This is a genomic window from Domibacillus sp. F004, assembly GCF_057814295.1.
The window spans coordinates 775,971-801,306 of sequence record NZ_JBVATB010000001.1; the positions used below are offsets into that span (position 1 = coordinate 775,971).

Here is a 25,336-nt window from a genome sequence, read left to right on the forward strand (position 1 = left end):
AGTCATAGCCGCATATATACGTCAACCGTCATCGGGAGGGACAACATACACAAGCTTAGAAGTATTGATTGATGGTCTTACATATTCAGCAACTTCTTATTACCAACTTGATTTAGTTTGTTACGATCTTAATTTAAGAATAGACATGAAAAACAGAAGTGGCGCAGGCGGCACAACAGGTAATTTCAGATCGGGTTCGTACACGTTTACTGGATTAAATTCAGGTTCTTATTATCGGTTCTATGCAGAAGCTAGATATAACAGTTTTGGAACGATAGTTAGAATACCTGCATCAAGTTATGAATCATTCCAAACAGATGAGATGATGCCTGAAAAACCAACTTTTTCAATATTAGATACAAATGGTAGAACGATTGACGCTAGGGTTTATACAGGTGCTTCTACTGGTTCTGTTGATATTGATTATAGTTGGGTTTCAGGTAGCTTCAATAAAACAATTAATGTTGGCAGCAATACTTATGCTGATTTTTCATTTACTGTTCCTGAATACAGTACGCTTTACGAAATGAGAGGAATGGCGACTAATCCAAGTGGAGGATCAGCAATTTGGGGTAACTGGTTCACTTTTGCATCTGAACCTGAGCCTATTGTTGTTGGAACACCTACTGTCACCTTATCAAATTACAAAAGTAATGCTATTACAGTCAATTGGACAAGTGCTTCAAATGCTTGGTATTACCAAGTTCAATACAGATTATCACCTTCAGGCACTTGGTTCGATTCAGCAACCAGCCAAAGTGATAATTTACATGAAGTAACGGGTTTGTCACCTGTAACTGATTATCAATTTAGGGTACGTGGCTATCAAGGAAGTACATATGGTTCGTATTCATCTGTTATGACAGGCAGGACATTAACAAATATTCCGAATGATTTTACATGGACATATTCAAAGGTAACGAACGGTACATATAATCTGACAGCAAACGAATGGAACGCATTAACGAGTAAAATTAATCAATGGAGAGCTTATAAAGGTTTATTGAATTATTCATTCACCACCGCCACAGCAGGTGGTATTTTTTATGCCTATATGTTCAATGAAGCAAGAACAGCCATATCACCAATGAATCCATCTGTTGCTTTACCTGCGGCAGTGGCGAGTGGTGGTGATGTAACGGCAGCCGCATTAAATGGCTTGCGAGATAGTTTAAATTCAATTACGTAAAAGGAGGTAGTCAAGAATGAATATTGATGGAAGTTTAGCTTTGGATATTTTATCAGCAGAAATTGCGAAATTACATAAAGAATTAGCGATTACAAAAGTAAAATTACATGCAATTGAGCAAGAGAATATTCAATTAAAAGAAGAAAGTGAAGGGGGATCGTGAATGCGACTCCCTATTCTTAATACATCAGGTGGTGAAAAAATGGAAATAAAATTCGGAATATTAGCAGCATTAATTGGTACACCATTTACCTTCTTATTTGGAACATGGACACCACTATTAGGTGTATTACTTGTCATGATTTCACTGGATATTATCACAGGAATTGCAAAAGGATTTTACGATAAATCACTTAGAAGCAGAAACATGAGTCAAGGAATGATCCGTAAAGGAATGATCTTTGTTGTTTTAATCGTGGCGAACATGCTTGATATTGCTGTATTTGGAGGATTGCCAGTAGCAAGCACAGCCGTTATTAGTTTTTATATTGGAATGGAAGGTCTTTCTGTACTTGAGAATCTTGGTCAGATGAATATGCCGTTACCTTCTTTTATTCAAAATTATTTACTTGTACTAAAAGAAAAAGGCGAAGACGTTGAAGAAAAGAAAGGGGAATAATAATGGATAAAATAGTTATAAGTTCAGGACATAGTGAACTTGTTCGGGGAGCATCAGGACTGCCAACGGGATTAGAAGAGGTAACGGAAGCTAGACGAGTTACCAATAAAGTAGCCGAATATTTGAAGCAGTTGAATTGTACTGTACATACGTTTCATGATGATACATCCACCACTCAGAATCAAAATATCAATACAATCGTAAAGTATCACAATAGTAAAAAACGTGACCTCGATGTATCCATACATTTTAATGCTTTTAAACCAACAGATAATCCCATGGGTGTAGAAGTTCTGTATGTAACTGAATCAGCACTGGCAGCAAAATTATCATCTGCTATCGCTAAAGTAAGTGGATTAAAAGATCGTGGAGGCAAGAAACGCACCAATTTAGGTTTCCTTAATGGGACTGAAAAACCTGCCGTACTCCTTGAGATTTGTTTTTGTGATAGCACAGAAGATACCCGTATTTATAAATCTAAAATGGATGACATATGCAGGGTGATCGCTGAGACAATTTCAGGTGAAAAACTGACTGATTCCACGGCAAATAAACCAATTGTAAAAGCAAAAAATAAGAAGGATGTTAAATTGTATGAGCCATCGAACACAGCAATGCTTAATTCAACTTCTACTGTATTAGATAGATTAAGTAAGAAGGAAAATGGGATTGATCCATCGTGGAAACAGAAATTACTTAAAGATGAATTAAGTGAGTCAGATGCCATTGGACTAATTTATGTTGCACTTGAACGTGGAATGTTTTTTTGAGTTAGTGACAAAAATGTCTGTTATCACCAAAATGGATATTTTAAAATTGATATGTATTACTGTAAAACTGTATTAATGTATTGCTGTAAAAATTGGAATTGCCTAGCTGATACGTAAACTTTTACGTTACCTCAAATGAGATGTAGCAAAATTTAACGCAGTACAGAATAATGAAATTACAAATGAAATATAAGAAAAAAGCACAATAAGTTCAAAAGTTGTAAAGGTTTTCCTCTCCTTGCGTCGAAAGTAGTAGGTAGGTTATGACAAATAGGGGAGATGTGAGGTAAAGTGAAAAAAAGTATTAGGTTAATTCTATCTTTAACGTTGGTTTTAAGTGTTTTTTTCTTTAACAAGGAGACAGAAGCAAGTGATGTAAACAAACATTTTACTGTGAGTGTGAAATCGTTGGATGTACGTGAAGCCCCAAGTCCTAGAACAAAAGTAGTTGGTTCACTTAAAAAAGGAACAGTTGTATTCGTCTACAATACAGAAGCAGGTGGATGGTCTAAAATTAAGTACAACAACAAAGCAGGATATATTGCAACCAGTGGATTAAATCAAAATGGGATTTCTACACCATCACCAAGTAAATCTACTGATGTAAACAAACAATTTACAGTAAATGCGAATACCTTAGACGTAAGAGAAAGTCCGACTCCTAGAGCGAAGGTAGTAGGATCACTAAAAAAAGGCACATCGGTATTTGTATATAGTACAGTATCGGGTGGCTGGTCTAAGATCAAATACAATAATAAAGCAGGATATATTGCAACAAGTGGATTAAAGGGACAAGCAAGTCCAACAAAACCTACACCTGCTGCAAAAAAGACACCTGTACCGATGAAAGATATTAAATTCGGCATCACATATCAGCAAGTGAAGGGTAAAGAAACTAGAAAAATATACTATAATTATTATGATCCATATTCGATTTCTTTTTTAGAATATTATGCTGACAAATATGGTATGAAAACAAATCTTGCATACAGTTTTACATACGATTATTTAGATGTTGTATGGTATGACTTTAATCAAAATGAAAATTATCATACTAACAGTCAGTTACGAGAAATCTATAATAAATTACAAGCACAAGGTATAAAAGAATTTGGTGGAAACTACTACTATAAATATAGAACGTATGATGATTATGTAGATTCTTCAACCCTCTGGAGTTTTAGCGGTTATGAGGTTATGTTGCATGTGACTAATGAAATTGGACCTAGCAAAATCACTTTGTCATACCACGAAGCAGGATATGAAGGAGCTTCAACGCAAAGTAAGGATAGTAAAATTCAGCATCTAATTAAAGAAGTTGAAAAGTACAACGAACAATTAAACAGTCATTAAAATTCTAGAGACCGTCCATTAGGGCGGTTTTTTAAATTTTATAATACCATTGACCAATATAGTTAAAGAAGATAAGAGAAGCCAGTTAATGGAGAGGTTATTTACCGACATACAAGTTTGAGGGGTTTTGAAATAATAAGATGACAATTTATTAGTGAATTCTTTCAACCTGCATATCAGAATTGGTATGCAGGTTTTGTCGGAAAATGACCTAAACATTTAGTGAACAAATAGCTTTCTTTATTTTTCAATTGTATAATCTATGTAAATATACTTTTATTTAAAACAATTGAAGAATAATGAGGGATGATGATTTGAAAAATATAATGTTCTATTTTTTATTGCCTTTAGCAGTAGGTTTAGTTGGTTATTATTTGACACAGTACGAAAAAGTAGAATTAACATACTTTTTGTCGGAAGAGATTCCGGTTTTATCAACAAATTCTGAGGAAGAAAGCGAAGGTAGTATTCAATTAATAGAAATTAAGAATACAGGTGAAAAACCAATCAAAGACATTCTTATAAAAATAAATGATGACATCTCTTCTTACAAAATCATCAAGGATTCGGAATCAGATAAAATTGAGGAATTTTCCCGCAACGGGGAACTTGAAATTAATTACAAAGAATTAGCGATTGCTGGGAATATAAGAATATCGATTACTTCAACCGGAAATGGAGTATTAAATAATGCAATAGACATAAGACACAGTGAAGGTGTTGCAGTAGATACCTTAAATAAAGAAAGTTTCCCTCTAGCATTGATTATTTATTTTATTGGAATGTTAGTATATCTTTTTTTGTCTTTTAGAATTCTTCAAAAAGACTCCTTAGAAAGAAGGGCTAAATATTACAAACAAAAAGAAACTTTACAAAGAAAAAAACCATTGATTCTAACCAATAAGGAATGGAATAATGTACGGGAACTTGCAGTAGAAAATTATTTTAACGGTGTTAATAAGTATATAAATAATATTGAAGATAGTAAATTCTATCCATATTTAAAAAGCGAAAAGCCTGATTATCTTAATGATGAACAATGGAATAAAATTGTTTCAAAAGCAATTGAAAATTTTGAGATAGAAATTGAAATGATTTTTTCACGCCTAAATAGCAATGAAGGGAAAATAATAAACTTATTGCAGGTAGATAGACCGCAAAATTTCCCTCAAAATAAATGGGCAGAAATTCAAGAAAGATTAAATAAAGTTTATCTACAAACAAAAAAAGAAGGGTTAGAATTTAAAACATTACGCTCATTAAAAGAAATAAATTTAGTTAAACCTGAAAATTTATCTGAAAAAAATTGGAAAGAATATATTAAATATTTTAACACTACTTACTGCATGGAATTACTTTCAAATCTCTGGATAAGCGACAATCCGTTAGGATTAATAAGTGATTATAATAATTCTCAACTTGATCCATCCCAAATCAGACTATTAAATGAGTTTGCAGCGAGTATTCATTTAATTAAAATGGGTAATATATTCAAACTTGAAAGTGCTGAACAATTTCTACGAAAAAAAGAAGAAAATAGAAGGGTTTTTAAAGATACCGGGTACTATTCTACTATAGAACATATAGCCGAACAAACCATTGAGATTTATAAAAGTAAAAAGCTGTATGAGTATGCACTCAAAATGATTCGAGACCTTCTTAACGGAGAAAATCTCCCGGATACTAAGCCTGAATTTATGAGTGAGAGTAATTGGCATGAGTTAAAAAATATTTATTCAGATGTTAGGTATATTAAAGATAAAAAACAAAGATTGCAAAAAGTGGAAACAGAACTTGAACCAATTATGCAAAAAATTGAAAAACAACTGGATATAATAAATTCAGTTTTAAATGATCCAACAGTTATTGACAGAATTGAGGATTATCGTGATGATTTTGCATCCGGTAATTTTGCGAATTTGAAAAAGTTGGCACTAGCTTATCAAAAATTAAGAACAGAAGAATAAATCTTAAAATTATTGTGTAACAACTACCAATTATGCTAATATCTATTTGAGATAGTACAATTAAAAGGATTTATATAACATTTTTATCCCATCGTGATTCCAACGAACGAAGAAGTGATGATCGCCCGTGATGTATTGCGGTTAACAGCGATGTGACACGGTGTCACTGCATTCTTGCTGGAATGTTGGGTGATGGTTACAGGTCAGGAAATGAGCTTTTAAATGGAATATTTGGTGAAATAAAACCATGACCTAAATTTCACTTTTAAACCCTCTTATGTGTTGAAAAAAATCACACAATAAGGGGGTTTTTTCATTGGCAAAAAAGAAAAGAAAAACACAGATGCAGGAATCGCTGTCGGTTGAAAAAGCAAGAGAGGTAGTCACACGAATTAAGCAACTCGAAGGTTTATCAAAGCACACATTGGAGAATTATCATAAGTTATTTAATGATCTTGAACGCTGCTTTTCCAAAAGAATACTCATTTCCAACTTCACCGTTGAAGATGCTAGACGCTTTATTGACTGGCAGTTGAATGAAAAAGAACAATTTAAAGAAGTGCGGTTCAGACAGGAGAAGAAAATTGGTGTATCGGTTGGTTCTGCTAATTCGTATCTTCAATATGCCAAAGCCGCTTTCAACACACTTCAAAGTGAAGGGTACATCGAAGAGAACGTATGGGAGTCATTAAAGAATATTAAGAGGCAGCAGGAGCAGATTGATACGCTCACTGAAGATGAAATCACGAGGATGCTAAATGTTTTGGACCGAACATGGTATGCGGATTTTCGGGCTTATGTGTTGCTTCATACATTGCTGGATACATTCGGACGGATTACTGAAGTGCTGAGTATTAAAAAGAAAGACATCGATTATCAAAATGCTTCTATTACATTTCAACAGACAAAAAATAATTTGTTTAGGATTGTTCCTATTACAACCAGAACATTAGATTTGCTTGAACAATTAATCCAGGAAACAGAAGAATTTGATTCGGAATACATCTTTTTAACGAATACAGGAAAACAACTTGTGGGCGGTACAGTTCGAAAACAACTAAGAGAAATTGCTGAAAAGGCAGGAGTTAAAAGAAGGATTTATCCTCATTTATTCCAGCATACTGCATGCAAAATGTTTCTTGAACATGGAGGCTCAATGAGAGTGCTTCAGAAGATTCTAGGACATCGGGACATTCAAACGACAATGATTTATTCTCATGTACTTGACACGACTATAAAGAATCAGCATGAACAGTTTTCGCCCATTAAGCATTTAGATGAGAAGCAAGGTTACAAAACAAAGACAAGCAAAAAAGGCAGGCTGAAAAGGCATTAAGGAAGGTAATTAAGAGTGCTCAGTTCCACCTGTTTCTGTAACAACAATGACTTTCATGAGGACTGCATGAACATTATTTTAAATGACCTCATTGAACTGATGGACCCAAGATATATTGAAGTATGGGGGAAATTTACACCGCGTGGCGGTATATCCATTGACCCGTATACGAATTACGGGCGTCGGGGGACGAAGTATGAGAAGATGGCGGAGTATCGGATGATGAATCATGACCTGTATCCGGAGACGGTTGATAACCGGTAATAGAGCATGGTCACACAAAAATGGCTTAAATGTGACCAGAAAAACCGCTGTTTTTCAAAAAATGTGATCAAAAATGTGATCAATAGAAGTTGAAAATAAAGTGATGTGACCACGCATTATACGTAAAAAAGATATTTCCAAAAGGAGATATCTTTTTTTGTTTTTTTGTAATTAACTCTCTCGCTGGCTCATCGATTATTTCTTTATCACCAGCAGTGTTTTCTCATATTTTTTATTTTTTATCTAGGAAATTTTTTAATGGCTTTTGAAGTACGTCCACAATGGCTGTGATGATACTTGTTGCTAAAATACCCATCAGACTTAGCGATATAGGACCTGCTGCATCATCTCCTGTGATTTTAGAAATCACCTTTAAGCTTATTATCATTAACACAATGAAGAAAATGGCTGTAAAAGCACATTTTTTTATAACCTTCAAAGATTTAAGAGATAACTCGGAGAAAACGTTGTTCCTTTCGATATAGGTTAATAGTTTATATACTTGATACAGCGTAAAAGAAAATGTAATACAGATTCCATACGCACATACTAAAAGGGGATATAGCGAGTAATCCCCACCTGGATGTGCTTTTACGTCTTTAATGGTTAACACAGGCATCCAATAAATACACAAAGTAAGCACTGCAATTCCAACCAGAAAAATAATGACCTTTAAGAAAGTGGTAGAACCTCGTTTAACATTCATTTAAAACACCTCACTTATTTAATGACAATACGACTTTAACATATATTTTATCGTTTTAAAATAAATTCGTATCGTTTTTTATTATATTATTATTGTTATTGAAATATCCTTTTAATTTTAAACAAAAATAAAAAGCATTTCTCATTACAAAGAAATGCTCTTACTTTAATTCGAAAATTTGTATATCTTTTTCTTTAGGCAGGTGGAGAAAGCTTGTTTGATAAATTTAGAAAATTATTTAAACAACAGGACGAAGGTGAAATTGAGGACAGGTATATCTTAGTTTCAAAAAGTGAGATAAACGAAGAATTAAAAAGGAATATCATTAAATTAGAGGAGTTAGGAGAAGAATGGAGCACCGTTCTTCAAAAAAAATATGTAAAAGAATTTGAACTACAGGGAAAACAAAACCTAAGAGTTTGGGTTTGTAGAGACATTGACGGTGACGAAATAGAAGGATTAACTTCTGAAAAATGTTTCGAAACAGAATACCGCTCTCAAATAGCAATAGATTACGACGGTTCAAAAATTGACGAAGATTTTTATGCAGACGCTATTGGTTTATGGTATTACTTTGGTGGATATTTAAATAGTTCTGGAACATTATATGATGTAACGAAAGATTATTTTAAAGAAGATATTGAAAAAGCATTGAAGGCGTTACTCAAATAATTAGCTAATGTTTGGCTCTGCTATAATGGTTTCATAGAAAGACACGGAGAGTGAGCGGTGTGTTTTTTTGATAATGACTCTGTCAAAGGTTACTGTTGATTTTTCAACAAAAGAAAAAGAACCCAATTATGAGTTCTTCTTGTAGGCAGCTTCTTCAACAAGAAAAAAGTTGACCTTGTGAATGTTTCTAAAGCTTTTGCTACGTTAATTGAAGAAGCGACCTATTTCTACCCCAATCCCTATAAACATCAAAAAAAGACCTAGTACAATTCCAAGAATTTGTAGAAGTATCACAATGGTTATCGCTATTTTACTTGGAAGCACATCCGTTGAGAATTTATAAAGTAACGGGTATCCTCTAGGATGGATACTTTCAATAATTAGAAGAAAGCCTAATAGAGCTACAAAAATCGTTGGCAAGAAAATGTTAGGTGCTATAAAAAAACCGACACCAAATATCATAGTAATGAGGTAAATAGGTAAACGTAAACGGGATTTGACCAATATTTTTTCGACTACTTGCCATAATTTTCTCATTTAGAATGTTCATTCCTCCTGTAACCTTAACCATATATCGTAAAAGGATTTTTATGATGACTAATAGGAGCATTTTCTTATGGAATTAACCTGCCCCTTTAGTTTACCAAGCAAATCAACAAGATTCTTTAACAGAGCCAACAAGAAAAAGGGGAACTGCAACCCCAATCTAAAACTAAAGCACCCATTTATCAGTAGTTTTCATTTTATTTGCATCAGACCTTCTATCTCTAAGATTTCTTCTTTTATGAACTTATCAAGTTTTCTTGCTAAATCATCAATTTGGGTAAATTCAGTAAGTAAAAAGAAATTTGAACGCATACTGAAAGGTTGTTCTAGCTTATTATCTATTGTTACTTCAATGCCTATAATACCTCTTTTTTCGTGAAGAAAAAATCTCATTGACAGAAAGTGAGTTGTTTTTTCGGAATCACTCCCTGTTATCCAATTAAATTCATTTTTCCCTAAATGATTGGCGAAATTAATTAAGCCTTGTTGGAGTTCCTCTAAATATCCATTATTTAAATAAATATCAATGTTTACACCACAATCTTTAGCAGTCAACTCTAAGTTTACTTCAAAAAAATCAATATCAGTCCATATTTTCTTCATTTTAAATCTAGGTTGAGACATAAAAACACCACCTTATATGAAGTAGAGCACCTGTTAGTTAAAGAAAACTTTAGCAGGGTTTTTCTTTAAAGAGCCAACCCATATATCTTCATTTATCAATCTTATTTCATTCATACTTCTTTTCACGTTTCTTTTCCCAGTCGGGGTCATCCTTCCAAAAATAAACATCATCTTTTATGTTCAATCTTTCTCCATTAATAATGACCGTTTCTTCATTAAGCCATTGGACATCTGTACGGTCCTCATCGTAATTGAGATAAATATTTCTCGTGTCTTGAGTAGAATAGACCACTTCACCCCTCATTTGGAAGCGACTTGTAGCACCACCCTCATTAATTAAATACATCCGAATGGATGATTGGTTACTAGGAGAAGGAACTTCTTTCTCAAATGTTCCCTTTGCCCAATCCTCTGGATCGGGATATTGAGAATTGTTGAATGCTACTACTAGTAAAAGAATAAGAGAAAACCAAACCAAACCTTTAATAAGTAAACCTTTTTTTGAAGGAAAGCCATTCATCTAAAAAACTCCTACTTTTTTATAAATTATATCATTTAAAGTGTGTTTTTCTTTTTAAACTAACGAAGCAGGTTAGTTTAACATATCAATTAATGGCGTGTTTTTTTTGCAGTCAATAGTCATGACTAGTTATCATATTTTTGTGAAATATAAATTACATAAAATAAAGGAATTGGAAAATATATATGGAATAAGTAGGAGCTGGAATAAGTAGAAGAGGTGAATAAGTAATGAGAAGAATGATGAAAATTGCACTAAGTTTCGCTTTATTGATTAGTTTGTTATTACCATCTATTCAAACAGAAGCAGCAGGGAAATTTAGAGACGTTGCCAGTAATCATTGGGCAATAAATCAAATTGAATTTTTAAGTAGTAAAGGAGTAATTAGTGGTTTTAGTGATGGAACTTTTAAACCAGAAACGAATGTAACACGTGGTCAAGCGGCGATCATGCTTGTTCGTGCATTAGATTTAAGTCTCTCCAATCGCCCAAACCCCGGTTTTAAAGATGTATCAACAAAGCATAGTGCCTATAAATACATTGCAGCGATTGTAGATGCTGGGATTTACCCTAAAGGTGCAAAATATGAACCAGACAAAACACTGACACGTGAAGAAATGGCACGGATGCTCGTGAATGCCTATTCGTTCAAGGGACAAAAAAATGTGACGTTTTCTGATGTATCCAAATCCTATTGGGCACAACCCTATATCAGTTTACTTGCTGAAAATGGAATTGCTGCTGGATTTTCAAATGGAACATTCCAACCGAAAGGTTCTGTCACACGTGCTCAATTTTCAGTGTTTTTAAGTCGTTGTCTAGACGATCGGTTTAAGGTTGAGCCAGTAACAGGGAATGACGTACCTGTATTGATGAAAGATATTAAGTTTGGCATGACATACCAGCAAGTCACAAGTAGGGAAACAAGAGAAATAGCTTACGAATATTCTGATCTAGTTATTTATTATGCAGAAAAATATGGTGTTAACACATATCTTGATTATTTTTTTGAAAATAACCAATTAGACTATATAATGTACAATTTTAATCCAAATGATGATTATTTTTCGGATGATGAACTATGGAATATATATATCGCCTTACAAGAAGTGGCGGCTAGTGAGTTTGGCGGCACATATTATTACGATGAAGCAGATTATAGTGATTACGTTTCTTATTCAAGTTTATGGTTCATGAACGGTTATGAGGTATTACTCTACGTTACAAATGAAGACGGAATCAACCAAATAACTTTATCGTATTCATTACCGAGTTACACAGGTGCTTCAGAACAAGACAAAGAGAAGCGAATGAACCATTTGATTCAAAAAGCTAAGCAATATAGTCAGCAACTTAATGAAGAATAAAACTGTGAACCGTCTATTAAGACGGTTCTTTTTTATGCTGCTAGATGTACCAACATAGATTCTAAGCTGTCAGGTGATGCTAATTTATATACTTTAAAAATTACATAGTCGGGGTGTTTATCACCAAATGATCAAAGTGCTTTCTGAAAAGCAGTATGTGCACTTTTATCCCCGGAATCAGTTTACTTTCTTACACGTGTGAATGTTTGTGCTGCATGATTAAAATCTGCTTAACAGACAGGATTTCTAAGCATGCTTCACGTATGATAAAATTCTGTTTTTATCCTGCTATATACAAGCTTTCATGCTCTGAACTATCTCTCTCTTTAGCTGCTTATACAACAAGATCACTCGTTATTTGGACAAGAGTTTGTATTTAAAGGATTTGTTAAACGCTACTGTTGATTTTTCAAAAAATGAGATGAAGTAGTAGACCGATACTGTTGAGTAAAAGGCTTTTCAATAACTTACTTAAAATAAGGCTCATTTAAGGATAATATAGATTTTCTTGTCTAACTAACGGGCAGTTTAATTGAATAAGGAAGACTAAAAAAGAACCTTAGTTTAAAGGTTCTTCTGCTGTTTCTATATTGTTAGAAGAGTTTAATATTATAATTCCACCAATAATCGATAGAATCCTTATTATCATTTCGCTAACGCATCCGTTTATTTAATTACATATCTTCACACTCTTGCTTTAAGAACAAGAAAAGTAGACCTTATCTGTACTCCATCTTTAATTGGTATTCCTCGTCATAATGAGATTGGGGATGATATGGAATAGAAGGTATGTCTAAAAGTTGTTGTAAAAGCCCTTTATATTCTTCTAAGTATCTTTCTCGGTCTGCTTCATCATGCGATGGAGTCCAAGCAATGAATGGTTCAACGGGTTCTAGACCCGCAAAATAAAGCCCACTATTGATAGGATAAAGTATCTTTTCATGAATATCACCATCTATTCCATACGGGGCATATGCTTGTTTAGGTGAACCTGTTGTAATGGATAACATTGCTTTTCTTCCTTTAAGACCACCAGCGTCGTAACATTTCTCTCCTGTATAAACCAATCCTGAAGCGAATACTCTATCAAACCAACCCTTTAAGATAGCAGGAACAGAGTACCACCACAGAGGAAATTGAAAAATAACAAAATCTGCCCACAGAAGTTTTTCTTGCTCCTCTTGAATATCTTTTGTAAAGTTATTTGTTTTAACTGCGTTTTTTTGTTCTCTTGCATATTTTAAAAAATCTTTATCTTGTCGCATGAGGAAATCATCGCTATCAGCAACCGCTTTAAAGTTCATCGCATATAAATCCGATACTTTGACCTGATGACCTAAAGATGTTAATTCTGAAACAGCAAGGTTTTTTAAAGCACCATTGAATGATTTAGGTTCTGGGTGTGCATAAATAATTAATACATTCATGATTGTCTCTCCTTATTAATGATTATTTTTGATTTTATTATACCGTCCAGACGGTTTTTTTGTAAAGGTTACTAAATCTCCATTTACATTTAGTTATTTAGGAGATTTGCCTATGTGAATGGATGAACTTAAACTAAAGGCTGCGTTAGTAAAAAAAGACCTTAGTTTGAAGGTTCTTCTGCTGTTTTTATATTGTTAGAAGAGTTTAATGCTATAATTCCGCCGATAATCAATAGGATTCCTATTATCTTGAAGGTATTAAAAACTTCTCCCCATAAAACACTACCTATTAAAGCAGTGAACGCTGTTCCTGACCCAGCCCAAATAGCATAAGCTAAACTTAAAGGAACGGTTCTAAGACACAGTGATAAGCAATAAAAAGAAAGTGCCAAACCAACCGTTGCTCCAATCGACGGAAATAAAATGGTGAATCCTTCCGACACTTTAAGCATTACAGTAGCCCAAACCTCCAAAACAACGGCAATAGTCAAATATATATAACCTTTCATATACCTTCCCCTTTCTTAGGATTAATGAGAACCGCCCATATTCAATATAACGACTCCCAAAATAATGGAAACCAACCCAAAAAGTTTCCTGTTATTGAATCCTTCTTTGTAAATGACAATACCAACTAATGCTGTAAGTGCTGTACCTAAGCCTGCCCAAATGGCATAGGCTATGCCAAGTGGTAACGTGTTTAGCGTTAAAGATAAAGCATAGAAAGCCACCACGTAACCAATAATGACTCCAAGCGATGGTAAGAGTTTTTTAAACCCGTTTGTGGCTTTGAGCATGGAACTGGCAAATATCTCACTTCCAATGGCTGCTGCTAATAGAATATAAGGATTCATAGTTTTTCCTCCCTTTTTGTCAGTTCCACTAATTTCTGAATGACTTCATTTTCCCTTTCCTTTTCCAAAGGAGATATATTAAACTTTTGCGAGTAACAAAGTCCATCTAATGCTAATCGAATCATGGTGGCTGTTATTGGATTGATCTTGTCATCTTCTATTTTTTTTAGAATAGAAGCATAACCTTCGGATATGTTTTTAGCTATATCAGCATCTAAATAGGAGGTTGCCATAAAGCCAGCATTTAGCTCACTGTTATCTTCTAAATCAACCTTTGTGGCTGCTATTAAAGCACGAGACCATCTACCTGTCTCATTAGGGTCGTTTTCAGCATATTGATAAAATCTAGCGGTAAATTCATCAAAAATGGATGTGGCTAATCCTTTTATTAAAGCTTCTTTAGATGGATAGTGATAGAGTAAGCCCCCCTTGCTAATGCCAGCTTGTTTAGCGACAGCATCCAAAGTGAGGGTGCTTAAACCGCTTTCAAGAATAATTTGTTTTGCTGTATCTAAAATGAGCTGACGTTTCACATCAACTTTTGATACCATTAAACATCTCTCCTTATTAATGATTATTTTTGATTTTATTGTACCGTCCAGACGGTTTTTTGTAAAGGTTAATAAACCTTTATTTACATTTAGTTATTTAGGAAGTTTTCCGATGTGAATGGATGTACTTGCTCCTTTTTTTGTTCTTTTGATGGAATATCCATACTGTCGTTTAACAGTTCCTAAAACATTAAAGACATAACAACTCCTATAAAAAGTCAGAAATGATCAGTTTTGAATATTATATACATAATAGCGAATGAGATGATGATGTGATTGATAATAAAATACCCCTAATTGATAAATTAAGTCGCTAACATACCATTTTACACACCCACGAAAAAATATAGCAATATTTCAATTTTTTTCTAGTTATATTGTATAATTGAAAGAATGAAAGAGTAGTAAGTTGAAATGATGACCGATACATCCGTAGATCAAATGGTGCAGCGTATTAATGACGAAGCGACAGGGAAAATTCCGGAATTGAGAAGAATTAAATAAACAACTAATTTATCGTGAATATAGGGAGGTTGAGTTGACACCAGTGACTAGACATGAAAACTTTGGTTGGGCTGAAATTTTTAATATTTCAGGTAAAATAGTAGATCCATTTCAAGAAACAATCAGAATTGCAGAGCAAATTCGAGAAACAAACGGAATTATCGATAATTTTGTAAGTCAGTTCACAATGGTAGAAACTTTTGAAAAAATCAGAAAAGGTATTATTGAAACAGAAGAGGATGTAAGGGTTTTTAAAAAGGAGTAATTAGTGGTTTTAAAGATGGGACATTTAAACCAGATACCAATGTTACTAAAGCCCAAGCATCAATAATGATTGCAAGAGCATTAAATTTAAATTTAAATAACAGACCAAACCCAGGTTTTTCAGATGTTGGCACTAATCATACGGCATATAAGGCAATTGCAGCACTTGTAGATGAGGGATATTTTTATAAGACACCAAAGTTTTATCCCGATCACGCATTAATAAGGCAAGAAATGGCGCGAATATTAGTAACTGCTTATTCTCTTAAAGGAGTTGAGCAATCACATTTTACGGATGTACCTACTTGGGATGTGATATATGAAAATATAGATGCCTTAGCCCATAATAATATAACAGTTGGTTACCCAGATGGTTCCTTTAAGCCGCATGGTGCAGTTACTAGAGTACAGTTTTCTGTGTTTCTAAGTCGATCAATGGATGATAAGTTTAAAGTACCTACTATTCCTGAAAAAAGTGAACCTGTTTTGATGAAAGACATTACATTTGGTATGACGTATCAACAAGTGAAAAATAGAGAAACGAGACAAATAGTTTTTGATTCATACGGATCAGGGTCATTATTTCTTGTCTATGATGTAAAACAGTACGATAGGAATGCTGAACTTGTTTATGGATTTAATGCTTACAGTACATTAAACAATACATGGTACGATTTTAATCCAAGTAAAATCTATTATACAGGCAGTGAACTATATCAAAAATATTCTGCCATAAAAACAGCGACAATCGGAGAATTTGGTGAAGCCGATGTCTCTAACGAAGATACTTACGCTAATTATAAAAGTCTATGGACGATGAATGGTTACAATATATTGTTGAATGTAAGAAATGTAGGTGGAGAGAGTAAAATTACTTTGTCCTATCATCCACAGCAATATCAAGGAGCATCTGTAGAGGACAAAGAGAACAAATTGAATAAACTGATGGAAGAAATGGACAAATTACGATAAGAATATTAATAACTAATAAAAACATTAACACCCTTCAATCGAGGGTGTTTTTTTCATGCTCAAAATTACAGAAAGGAAGCGATAAAATGAACAATATTCAACGTCTACAATTAGAAACAAAAGGTATCCTACTTGAACAAGATGAACTCTCCATTTATCTTGAAGAAGTCAATCTTGAACCATTCACAGAATATAATCCATTGTCTGCCACAAATAAGAAGGGTATTTATTCAGCAGCATTATCTGTTCTTGAATCATTAGCAAACAATCCCACACAAATGAAATCAATTAAATTGGATGATATGACGATATCTGATTATGCAGATTCAATTCAATCACGTATAGATCAATTAGAACGCAAAGTACGGCAATTGAAAACAGATGAACAACTTGCCAATGAATCAAACTATTTCATGCTATTTGATAAATAAGGAGGTGCAAGCATGATAACCGATGTAACATTTTTGTTTGAGGAATTATCAGAACCAATTAAAATTAACAACATAGATCAAAGAGCCATCATCACGAATCCTGATTTGGCTAAAACGAATCGGTTTGAAGAAAGATTCATTCATTCAGAGTTTCAAATTAACATGGGCGATTTAATCAATTATGATGGCGACAACTATTTAATATTGACGGAAACAATGTCAAAACGTCATGCTAAATATAAAGCCCTTATGCGTCATTGTAATTTTAATATTGAAGTAGCAGGGGAAACGACTACGGATTATTTACGGGATGAACATGGTGATTATTTATTAGATGACGAGGGCAGACCGATTGAAATTATCGTTCAAGGTGATCCTATTTTCATTCCTGCTATTGTAGAGAAGAAAAAATCTTCCGTTGATATTGCACAGTTGTCAACCTTAGACAACGAAATTTATGTTACTGTACAGGACAATGAAGTTAATCGTGATAAAATCAAATTAAACGATGTAATTAAGCCGGATGGTGACAACTGGAAAGTGAGTAATATTGATAAAACTAAAAAAGGTTTGCTAATTATTACGGCTGTAAGAGTAGCAAGTACATAACTAAAAATATTGTAAAACAAAGAGCAATATGGTAGATTTAAGGAAATAAGATAAAAGAACGTTAATTTTAATAGGTATTTCAATTTACAGTTGGTACATATTTTCCCAACGAACGAAGAAGTGATGATCGCCCGTGATGTATTGCGGTTAACAGCGATGTGACACGGTGTCACTGCATTCTCCAAAGTGTAGGGTAATGGTTTTAATGTTATATAATAAGGAAATCAAGTCATTTGCGACCATTACCACGAATGACCCCTTAATCCTCTTTCTTGTACTTACTCAGTATAGGAAGGGGATTTTTTTTATGGTCAGAAAAACAAAAATTCAGCACAAACTGACGGTTGAAAAGGCACGGGATATTGTTATTCGAATTAAGCAGATGGATGGTTTATCTGAACATACGATAACGAATTATCACAAATCAAAAAATTGTGGTAACTGTTGCTGAATTAAACGATAAATTCAAAGGACAAGTAGAGGAAGAACAAGTAGATTACGTTCATAATTTTTACTTGGATTTAGCCCCTGCAATGACTGTGGTTGACGGTTAATGTCAAAACTACTCATGTAGTTGAAGAAAACTTAATAGGGATAGTATTTACAGTGGGTTTCTTATATAAAAAGTAAAAAAAGTGCTAATGCTCCTTTAGAAAGGTGGGGCATTAGCACTTTTATTTTATTTGCTGTTTTTTTATCTCATTTTTTTAGAATGTCCTTTATGTCCTTCAAAAGAAGTATTATCTCATCTATCTTTTGATCATTATTTGTTGTAAGGACATTTATGTTTGGTTGAGGGTTTTCAGCTTCTGCACTACCTGTATGGCTACCGATAACGTGATTCATCGCTTCCTTCCATGTAGCACCAGCTTCTTTCACTTTACATACTTCATTCCAAATAGGGATCATATCTTCAGTTAAAGGTTGATAACTTTTGATGACACCATTTTCTCTTAACTTCAAACGAAAAAAACGAATGTTTCCCTCGCTGTGATGACCGACGAGTTCTATAAATTCCTTAACGGAAAATTTTTTTTTAACTACTATGAGATGTTCCTCCATTTTCTTTTTTAATCGTTTGTAGGTTTGATTATACGTATAAATGAAGGTATTTTCAAACGTTAAAATGAAGTTTGTTTCGTTGGTTCTTTTTATGGTTCAAAACGAGTGATCGAGGTATTGTCTTAACTAAATCAATGAATGTAACTTATTAGATAGTTTGTTGCATCGGAATAAAAGCACCGGTAACAAATCTGATCTCATGAATGAGATTGTACGGGCGGTGTTGAAGGACAAAGGTCTGATTTAAGAGGGAATTTTTTAATACAATAGTAAATAAAGGAGTTTATTTTCTTTTTTTGGGGTATAGATAAAAGAATAAAATAGAAAGGAGGAATGTATCTTGGATCATGTAAAAGCCATTTTAATTAAGTTTGTAATGATTACTATTGTATTAGGTATTATTCTCACCGGAATTTTTGATGGGGAATTTGAAGATACGCTTTTAATTAGCGTAGTTCTCACGATTGTGGCTTATATCATCGGTGATTTGTTTATTTTCCGTAAAGCCGGAGATGATCGTGATCGTAATGCAGACCATCAAAAAAGAAACATCATTGCGACCATTTCAGATGCTGTCTTATCTTTTTTAGTTATCTGGCTCATGGGGAAAGAACTTTTTACAGATAATAGTGATGTTTTAATAGCTTCTATTCTCTCAGCGGTTATTATTGCAGCAGGGGAGTGGTTTTTCCACAAATATCTCGACAGACATGTATTTGATGAAAAGCACTCAGATGACACACGCACTATACGTCATAGCTAATGATCTTTGAAAAAAGAAAAATTCAAAAAGGCAATTACTTCGTCCAGAGGTAATTGCCTTTTTGGTTATCATAAATGTAACAATATAGATAAGAAGTTTCCTCACGCCAATCATATTTGATAGCGGACTATCGAATGCACAAATAGAATCGTTCGTAGCTATCATCGTATTTAATGAAATGTTCATTCGATGATGAGTACGACAGATTAATTTAATTGAAGTGTTGTGAAACTCTCCCTTTTCTGAACACAATCGTTAAGCTATTAAAAATAGGCTTTTTTATTGGATCCAATGTAACAAAACCATGTTCATTATTCTTTGTTCACTAACCTATTGTTTTCTAGGTTATGACACAGTGGATGTATGAGCATCGCAGATATTGTTAAATTAACCGATGTACCAGAAAGCACAATGTATACAGAATTGAAATTATAACAAGCGAAACCTTTCCTATTAAAATTTTAAAATTATATTCTAGTTCTTTCGTTGTGTCTTTTGAAATTTTGTTTGATAAAAAGACAACCGGGTAATCAAATACCGTAAGCAAAATCCAAATTTACTGAGGAGGAACTTTTTATGTCTACTAACAATGGATATGTAATTACACAGCGATCCAGACGTGCAGATGAGGACTACTCTACAAAGTTTGGAACTGGAATTATACAAGAGTTTGGAACTGAAATTAGACAATGGTCGGAACAGCCAACTCAGCATTACTCTGCAAAGTTTACCTCTGAACTTACACAGGAACCGAAGCGGTTACATCCGCATTATTCTGCCGACTTTCCACCTGAAATTGATGAACGTTGATTTAACAGTAATCCTGGAGGAACTAATTAAATGAAAAGGACTGTCTATTGACAGTCCTTTTTTATGTCCTTCAGTAAGAAATAAAGGATAAAAAGTTTTGAATGTTTAAGTAAGGGGATTGTACTAGAACGGCTTATGCGTCCGTTTTTCTAATAGTTTAGTCTATAAAAAGGGCTAAAAACAACGTGTAAATAAAAGAGGGATTTTATGGATTGGGAAAATTGTGATCATTCATCAAGCGGGTCATATAAGCGAACGAACAACTATGCTTTAGACGAGTCCAATAAAACAAGCCATAATTAATAAGTGATTCAATTATAACTAGGACATGTCAACTAACGTTGTGGTTTTCAGATTTATTATTTAATGCTCATTTAAAATCAAAAAAATGTTAATTATAGATTCTAATGTTATGGTATTATTAGCATGTTGCAATAAAAATACATAGGAGGCAAATCAAATTATGAAGAAGATTTTAGGATTTATTACAGTTTTAGTTTTAATGCTTGCACTATTACCTTTAAACAAGACAGAAGCAGCAGCTGTAAACAAGCACTATACGGTGAATGTAAAAAAGTTAGATGTACGTGAAAATCCAAGTCCTAGAGCAAAAGTAGTAGGTTCTCTTAAAAAAGGAACAGTTGTATTTGTTTATAATACAGAGTCTGGTGGATGGTCTAAAATTAAGTACAACAATAAAGCAGGGTATATTGCAACCAATGGATTGAAGCAAAATGGGGCTTCTTCACCATCACCAAGTAAATCTACTGATGTAAACAAACACTTTATAGTAAATGTGAATACCTTAGATGTAAAAGACAATCCAAGCCCTAGAGCAAAACTAGTTGGATCACTAAAAAAAGGAACATCGGTATTCGTATATAGTACAGTGCCCGGTGGATGGTCTAAGATCAAATTCAATAATAAAGCTGGATACATTGCAACCAGTGGATTAAAAGGGCAGACTGTTTCAAAAAGTAAATGGAATGGGAAATGGGAAAATCAGTTTGGTTCTGTTTCAATCTCTAATGAAACCCCGACTAGTTATAAATTTTCTATTGATGTAGTAATGGGCGGACACGTAGGGGGTATTGAAGGAACAGCAAAAATTAAAAATGGTCAAGGCGTATACACTGAATACATAGAAGATTTTGAAGGTTTTTTTGATGATCCAATCTGTCGAATTACCTTTACAAATCAAAAAAATTCCATTGCAGTACAAGAATCAGGAGCATGCCTTGCATATCATGGGGCAGCAGCAACATTTGATGGTATCTATTACAAATAAGCTGATTACATTAATTTAAATGAAAAATATAGCAAACATTTTAGGGGGCATTTATTTAGGTTAGGAAATAATGCCAACGGGAAAATACCAAGGGATTATTACTTGTTTCAATTTTATAGCTTCATACCTGTAAAGAACTGCTTATTGGAGCGGTTCTTTTTTATACTGTCAATGTATCCAGACAGCACAGAATCAATTTTAAGCCGTCAGATTAAGTTAAGTAAGGGGATTGTACCAGAACGGCTTATACGCCCATTTTTCTCTTTGTAACAATTGATTTTTTACATTGAATAGGATGGTAAGGGATAAGTATCTTAAACCGCTTCATTATTTATTTTCTAATAGATTAGTCTAATAAAACTAGGTGAAAACAACGGATTAATAAAAGAATGATTTTATTAAATCAAGAGCTAGTGACTATTAGGTGCAATGCATCTGAATTAATTATAAAAAATAAATAAGGATTAATAACTTTTAGTGTTTAAATGGGAAACGAAAACCACACACGTTCCAATCAATTACTAATATTTGAGATACTATAGTATAATATTCACAAATAAACATTGGAAACGGTGATGAAAATGACGAGCAATTTTTCATTTTTTCGTGCGGAATGGGATGTGCTTGCTAATTTAGCGGAGTCAGCGGAAAGAAACGTACATGTGGACCCTCATACAACATTAATGAAACTGCGCTTGTTTGCGGAGACCATGACAAAATACATTTTGGCATCTGAGAATATTCGTGAAGTATACAATACGACGCAAGTGGATCGGATTAATACGTTGCGAAGAGAAGGAATATTAGAACCTGAATTAATTGAAATGTTCGAAACGCTGCGCCGTAAAGGAAATCAAGCGGTACATGAAGCAGAGTATGGAAAAGTAGAAGAAGCGAAAGCAATGCTGCATATCGCTTTTCGTCTGTCTGTATGGTTCATGGAAGTGTACGGTGACTGGCATTTTCAAGCGCCTGAGTACGTTGAGTACAGCGAGCAGGAAGAAACAGATAAAATTGATACACTTCAGCAAGAGTACGATACTAAATTGCAGCAGCTTGAAAAAGAGCTGGAAGCCATTCGTCAAAAAGCAGAGAAGGAGCAACCACAGGCAAAGACAGAACGTAAGAAGATATCAAAGAAATTTGTTCACCGACAGCAATTAACGGAAGCGGAAACACGTACAATCATTGACGAGAAACTACGCTTAGCAGGCTGGGAAGTGAATACAAACGAGCTGAATCACTATACAAAGGGAACGTTGCCGGAGAAAAATCGTAATATGGCGATTGCAGAATGGAAAGTAAGAAGCGGAAGAGTTGATTATGCGCTATTTATTGGCTTGCGCCTTGTTGGGTTAGTAGAAGCGAAAGCAAAACATAAAAATGTACCTTCTGTGTTAGATAGCCAGACAAAAACATATGCAAGAAATGTGACACCAATTGAAAATGAAAAGATTGAACCGATAAAAGGGAATTATAAAGTGCCATTTCTATATGCCACAAATGGAAGGCCATTCTTACGACAATTACAAGAAGAGTCAGGGATATGGTTTTGGGATTCTCGGAAGCCGACAGAGCATGCACGTCCGCTTGAAGGCTGGCACTCTCCAGAAGATCTTCAGTTGCTTCTCAGTCAAGATGATGAAGCGGCAGATGAACAGTTGCACGAAGAGGATATTACAAAGTTTGGTTTGCGCCCCTATCAGCAAAATGCGGTATTAGCTGCTGAAAAGGCGTTGCAAGAGGGTCAGAGAAAAATGCTGATGGCGATGGCGACAGGGACAGGGAAAACACGAACCGCTATTGCGCTCATGTACCGCTTGATCAAAGCGAAAAAGTGTCGTCGTATTCTCTTCCTTGTTGACCGTAAAGCACTCGGCAGACAGACAGAAAATGCCCTGAAAGATACAGAAATAGAAGGGCTACCATTCTCCAGTATCTATGATGTGAAGTCATTAGAGGATATTTCGCCAGAAGTGATGACGAGAGTTCATATTGCCACCGTACAAGGAATGGTTCATCGACTCTTTTACAGTGAAGATGGCAGACCGCCAAGTGTTGGACAATATGACTTTATCATTGTTGATGAAGCACACAGGGGTTACACAAGCGACCGTGAAATGTCGGATGATGAGTTACAATACCAAGACCAAAATGATTACATTAGCCAATATAGACGAGTCATTGATTATTTTGATGCCGCTTGCTTAGGACTAACAGCGACTCCGGCTCTTCACACAACTGAAATATTCGGGATGCCGATCTTCAAATATTCGTATAGTGAAGCGGTCCTTGATGGATTCTTGGTTGATCATGAACCGCCATATGTATTTAAAACAGAGCTTTCAAGCTTAGGTATTACTTTCGAAAAAGATGAAGAAGTGGAAGTATATGATGTTGATAAAGGTGAAATCCAACTAGAAAAAGTAGAAGATACCGTTCATTTTGAGGTAGAGCAATTTAATAAGCGAGTGATTACAGAACCATTCAATACAGCAATCCTAAATAAGTTGGTTGAATATATTGATCCGATGGGAAAAGAAAAAACACTCATCTTTGCGGCAACGGATCAGCATGCGGATTTAATCGTTCGCTTACTGAAAGAAGCCTTTCAAGAACGGGGCGACGAGGTAGAAGATGATGCGATTGTCAAAATTACGGGCTACATTTATAAACCGCTCGAATCAATCAAAAGGTTTAAAAACGAGCGGCTACCAAATGTTGTTGTTACCGTTGATCTCCTTACAACAGGAATTGATGTACCGCCTATTACAAACATTGTCTTTTTGCGGCGTGTACAGTCACGTATTCTGTACGATCAAATGCTTGGTCGTGCTACTCGTTTGTGTCCTGAGATTGGCAAGACACACTTTACTATTTATGATGCAGTCGGTATTTATGATAAACTGCAAAGTTACACGGAAATGAAGCCTGTAGTGAAGCAGCAAAATCAAAGTATTGGCGAATTGTATGAACGGCTGACTGATGCAACAACAGATGTGGAAGCAAGCTTCTATAGTGAACAATTAGCGGCAAAACTACAGCGGCGTAAGCAACGATTGAATGAAGAAGATAAAAAGAGGTTCGAGGAACTTTCCAACGGGAAAAGTATTGATGAATGGGCAAGTGAAGTAAAGTCTTATTCCTCACTAGAAGCGAAGAAGCATTCTATTCTATTTGAATATATGGAATCGTACCGAGTAACAGGAGAAAAGCGGTACATCTCCAATCAAGAAGACAAGGTGAAAGAGGTAACACGAGGATATGGCGAGGGGAATAGCCGACCCGAAGATTATTTAGATGGGTTTGTTCAATTCGTGAAAGAAAATATGAACGAAATCCCAGCGCTTCAGCTTATCTGTACTCGTCCAAAGGATTTAACAAGAAAAGATTTAAGAGAGCTTATTACGATCTTAGAAACAAAAGGGTTTAAGCAGTCCCATTTACAAACGGCATGGAAGCAAGCGAAGAATGAAGATATTGCGGCGGATATTATTAGCTTTGTTCGTCAGGCCGCTCTCGGTGTAGGGCTTGTTGATCATGAAACACGTATTAAATATGCGATGCAGAAAGTAAATTCGCTTCATGAATGGACACCGAGACAGAAAAGATGGCTGGAGCGGATCGAAAAACAATTACTGCTGTTCCCTGTATTAGCACCCACACCAGAAGATGCTTTCACAGAAGAGCCATTTAAAAGCAGTGGCGGCTACAAAGTGTTGAAAAGGGAATTCGGTGATTTAATCGATCCGATTGTATCAACAATTAATGAAAATTTGTATGTAGTTTAACGAAGAAAAGTGCCACTGGTTTAATATAGTGGTACTTTTTGCGTTATAATGAGGGAATTGACTTGCTTATATACAGA

The 25,336-nt window shown here is 34.5% G+C and carries 27 protein-coding genes and 1 pseudogene; 19 read left to right on the forward strand and 9 right to left on the reverse strand.

The window, feature by feature from the left end; genetic code table 11:
• Positions 1 to 64 precede the first annotated feature (64 nt).
• The 8 genes and pseudogenes from ACZYRN_RS04145 to ACZYRN_RS04180 all read left to right on the forward strand — a co-directional run.
• Positions 65 to 1,189 (forward strand): fibronectin type III domain-containing protein, encoded by a 1,125-nt coding sequence (locus ACZYRN_RS04145; protein WP_488910217.1) that lies wholly within the window; start codon positions 65 to 67, stop codon positions 1,187 to 1,189.
• Between the two features lie 16 nt (positions 1,190 to 1,205).
• Positions 1,206 to 1,352, forward strand: a complete 147-nt coding sequence (locus ACZYRN_RS04150; protein WP_488910218.1) for a hypothetical protein — start codon at positions 1,206 to 1,208, stop codon at positions 1,350 to 1,352.
• Complete coding sequence (locus ACZYRN_RS04155) at positions 1,353 to 1,808, forward strand: phage holin family protein (RefSeq protein WP_488910219.1); 456 nt, start codon at positions 1,353 to 1,355, stop codon at positions 1,806 to 1,808.
• 2 nt (positions 1,809 to 1,810) lie between these two features.
• Positions 1,811 to 2,578 carry an N-acetylmuramoyl-L-alanine amidase gene (locus ACZYRN_RS04160; RefSeq protein ID WP_488910220.1) on the forward strand — a complete coding sequence of 256 codons (768 nt, stop codon included), beginning with the start codon at positions 1,811 to 1,813 and terminating at the stop codon, positions 2,576 to 2,578.
• A 291-nt stretch (positions 2,579 to 2,869) separates the two neighbouring features.
• Positions 2,870 to 3,931: an SH3 domain-containing protein gene (locus tag ACZYRN_RS04165; RefSeq protein WP_488910221.1), complete on the forward strand. Its 1,062-nt coding sequence runs from the start codon at positions 2,870 to 2,872 to the stop codon at positions 3,929 to 3,931.
• 314 nt (positions 3,932 to 4,245) lie between these two features.
• Positions 4,246 to 5,898: a hypothetical protein gene (locus ACZYRN_RS04170; protein WP_488910222.1), complete on the forward strand. Its 1,653-nt coding sequence runs from the start codon at positions 4,246 to 4,248 to the stop codon at positions 5,896 to 5,898.
• A gap of 316 nt (positions 5,899 to 6,214) precedes the next feature.
• Positions 6,215 to 7,234 (forward strand): tyrosine-type recombinase/integrase, encoded by a 1,020-nt coding sequence (locus ACZYRN_RS04175; RefSeq protein WP_488910223.1) that lies wholly within the window; start codon positions 6,215 to 6,217, stop codon positions 7,232 to 7,234.
• Positions 7,235 to 7,267: 33 nt separating this feature from the next.
• Positions 7,268 to 7,498, forward strand: a pseudogene (locus tag ACZYRN_RS04180) (tunnelling fold family protein); the annotation flags it as partial.
• A gap of 232 nt (positions 7,499 to 7,730) precedes the next feature.
• Here the strand turns inward: ACZYRN_RS04180 and ACZYRN_RS04185 are convergent.
• Entirely contained in the window at positions 7,731 to 8,204 is a 474-nt protein-coding gene (locus ACZYRN_RS04185) for a DUF2975 domain-containing protein (RefSeq protein WP_488910224.1), read from the reverse strand.
• Positions 8,205 to 8,417: 213 nt separating this feature from the next.
• Here ACZYRN_RS04185 and ACZYRN_RS04190 point away from each other — a divergent pair, with 213 nt between their 5' ends.
• Entirely contained in the window at positions 8,418 to 8,876 is a 459-nt protein-coding gene (locus ACZYRN_RS04190) for a hypothetical protein (RefSeq protein WP_488910225.1), read from the forward strand.
• A 204-nt stretch (positions 8,877 to 9,080) separates the two neighbouring features.
• Here ACZYRN_RS04190 and ACZYRN_RS04195 read toward each other — a convergent pair whose 3' ends face one another.
• The 3 genes from ACZYRN_RS04195 to ACZYRN_RS04205 all read right to left on the reverse strand — a co-directional run bounded on the left by ACZYRN_RS04195 (position 9,081) and on the right by ACZYRN_RS04205 (position 10,566).
• Positions 9,081 to 9,413 (reverse strand): hypothetical protein, encoded by a 333-nt coding sequence (locus ACZYRN_RS04195; protein ID WP_488910226.1) that lies wholly within the window; start codon positions 9,411 to 9,413, stop codon positions 9,081 to 9,083.
• Positions 9,414 to 9,614: 201 nt separating this feature from the next.
• Positions 9,615 to 10,046, reverse strand: a complete 432-nt coding sequence (locus ACZYRN_RS04200; protein ID WP_488910227.1) for a hypothetical protein — start codon at positions 10,044 to 10,046, stop codon at positions 9,615 to 9,617.
• 106 nt (positions 10,047 to 10,152) lie between these two features.
• Entirely contained in the window at positions 10,153 to 10,566 is a 414-nt protein-coding gene (locus ACZYRN_RS04205) for a DUF5412 family protein (protein ID WP_488910228.1), read from the reverse strand.
• A 230-nt stretch (positions 10,567 to 10,796) separates the two neighbouring features.
• Here ACZYRN_RS04205 and ACZYRN_RS04210 point away from each other — a divergent pair, with 230 nt between their 5' ends.
• A complete protein-coding gene (locus ACZYRN_RS04210; RefSeq protein ID WP_488910229.1) occupies positions 10,797 to 11,933 on the forward strand; it encodes an S-layer homology domain-containing protein in 1,137 nt (378 codons plus the stop codon).
• 719 nt (positions 11,934 to 12,652) lie between these two features.
• Here ACZYRN_RS04210 and ACZYRN_RS04215 read toward each other — a convergent pair.
• From ACZYRN_RS04215 to ACZYRN_RS04230, 4 genes are all read right to left on the reverse strand, one after another.
• Positions 12,653 to 13,360 (reverse strand): NAD(P)H-dependent oxidoreductase, encoded by a 708-nt coding sequence (locus ACZYRN_RS04215; protein ID WP_488910230.1) that lies wholly within the window; start codon positions 13,358 to 13,360, stop codon positions 12,653 to 12,655.
• Positions 13,361 to 13,521: 161 nt separating this feature from the next.
• Positions 13,522 to 13,869, reverse strand: a complete 348-nt coding sequence (locus tag ACZYRN_RS04220; RefSeq protein ID WP_488910231.1) for a DMT family transporter — start codon at positions 13,867 to 13,869, stop codon at positions 13,522 to 13,524.
• Positions 13,870 to 13,890: 21 nt separating this feature from the next.
• Entirely contained in the window at positions 13,891 to 14,214 is a 324-nt protein-coding gene (locus ACZYRN_RS04225; RefSeq protein WP_488910232.1) for a DMT family transporter, read from the reverse strand.
• Positions 14,211 to 14,765, reverse strand: coding sequence for a TetR/AcrR family transcriptional regulator (locus ACZYRN_RS04230; protein ID WP_488910233.1), 555 nt, complete (start codon positions 14,763 to 14,765; stop codon positions 14,211 to 14,213). Before ACZYRN_RS04230 ends, ACZYRN_RS04225 begins: the two co-directional genes overlap by 4 nt.
• Before the next feature lie 538 nt (positions 14,766 to 15,303).
• Here ACZYRN_RS04230 and ACZYRN_RS04235 point away from each other — a divergent pair.
• From ACZYRN_RS04235 to ACZYRN_RS04255, 5 genes are all read left to right on the forward strand, one after another.
• Positions 15,304 to 15,534, forward strand: a complete 231-nt coding sequence (locus tag ACZYRN_RS04235; RefSeq protein WP_488910234.1) for a hypothetical protein — start codon at positions 15,304 to 15,306, stop codon at positions 15,532 to 15,534.
• Between the two features lie 65 nt (positions 15,535 to 15,599).
• Complete coding sequence (locus ACZYRN_RS04240; protein ID WP_488910235.1) at positions 15,600 to 16,505, forward strand: S-layer homology domain-containing protein; 906 nt, start codon at positions 15,600 to 15,602, stop codon at positions 16,503 to 16,505.
• 86 nt (positions 16,506 to 16,591) lie between these two features.
• Entirely contained in the window at positions 16,592 to 16,936 is a 345-nt protein-coding gene (locus ACZYRN_RS04245) for a hypothetical protein (protein WP_488910236.1), read from the forward strand.
• Between the two features lie 12 nt (positions 16,937 to 16,948).
• Entirely contained in the window at positions 16,949 to 17,545 is a 597-nt protein-coding gene (locus ACZYRN_RS04250) for a hypothetical protein (protein ID WP_488910237.1), read from the forward strand.
• 307 nt (positions 17,546 to 17,852) lie between these two features.
• Positions 17,853 to 17,996, forward strand: coding sequence for a hypothetical protein (locus tag ACZYRN_RS04255; protein ID WP_488910238.1), 144 nt, complete (start codon positions 17,853 to 17,855; stop codon positions 17,994 to 17,996).
• A gap of 248 nt (positions 17,997 to 18,244) precedes the next feature.
• Here the strand turns inward: ACZYRN_RS04255 and ACZYRN_RS04260 are convergent, their stop codons facing one another.
• Positions 18,245 to 18,607, reverse strand: coding sequence for a hypothetical protein (locus ACZYRN_RS04260; RefSeq protein ID WP_488910239.1), 363 nt, complete (start codon positions 18,605 to 18,607; stop codon positions 18,245 to 18,247).
• A 340-nt stretch (positions 18,608 to 18,947) separates the two neighbouring features.
• Here ACZYRN_RS04260 and ACZYRN_RS04265 point away from each other — a divergent pair, with 340 nt between their 5' ends.
• The 4 genes from ACZYRN_RS04265 (at position 18,948) to hsdR (ending at position 25,259) form a co-directional block, all read left to right on the forward strand.
• Complete coding sequence (locus tag ACZYRN_RS04265; RefSeq protein ID WP_488910240.1) at positions 18,948 to 19,370, forward strand: YndM family protein; 423 nt, start codon at positions 18,948 to 18,950, stop codon at positions 19,368 to 19,370.
• 576 nt (positions 19,371 to 19,946) lie between these two features.
• Positions 19,947 to 20,180: a hypothetical protein gene (locus tag ACZYRN_RS04270; RefSeq protein ID WP_488910241.1), complete on the forward strand. Its 234-nt coding sequence runs from the start codon at positions 19,947 to 19,949 to the stop codon at positions 20,178 to 20,180.
• 463 nt (positions 20,181 to 20,643) lie between these two features.
• Positions 20,644 to 21,468 (forward strand): SH3 domain-containing protein, encoded by an 825-nt coding sequence (locus tag ACZYRN_RS04275; RefSeq protein ID WP_488910242.1) that lies wholly within the window; start codon positions 20,644 to 20,646, stop codon positions 21,466 to 21,468.
• Between the two features lie 581 nt (positions 21,469 to 22,049).
• Positions 22,050 to 25,259, forward strand: a complete 3,210-nt coding sequence (hsdR, locus tag ACZYRN_RS04280) for a type I restriction-modification system endonuclease (RefSeq protein WP_488910243.1) — start codon at positions 22,050 to 22,052, stop codon at positions 25,257 to 25,259.
• Positions 25,260 to 25,336 lie beyond the last annotated feature (77 nt).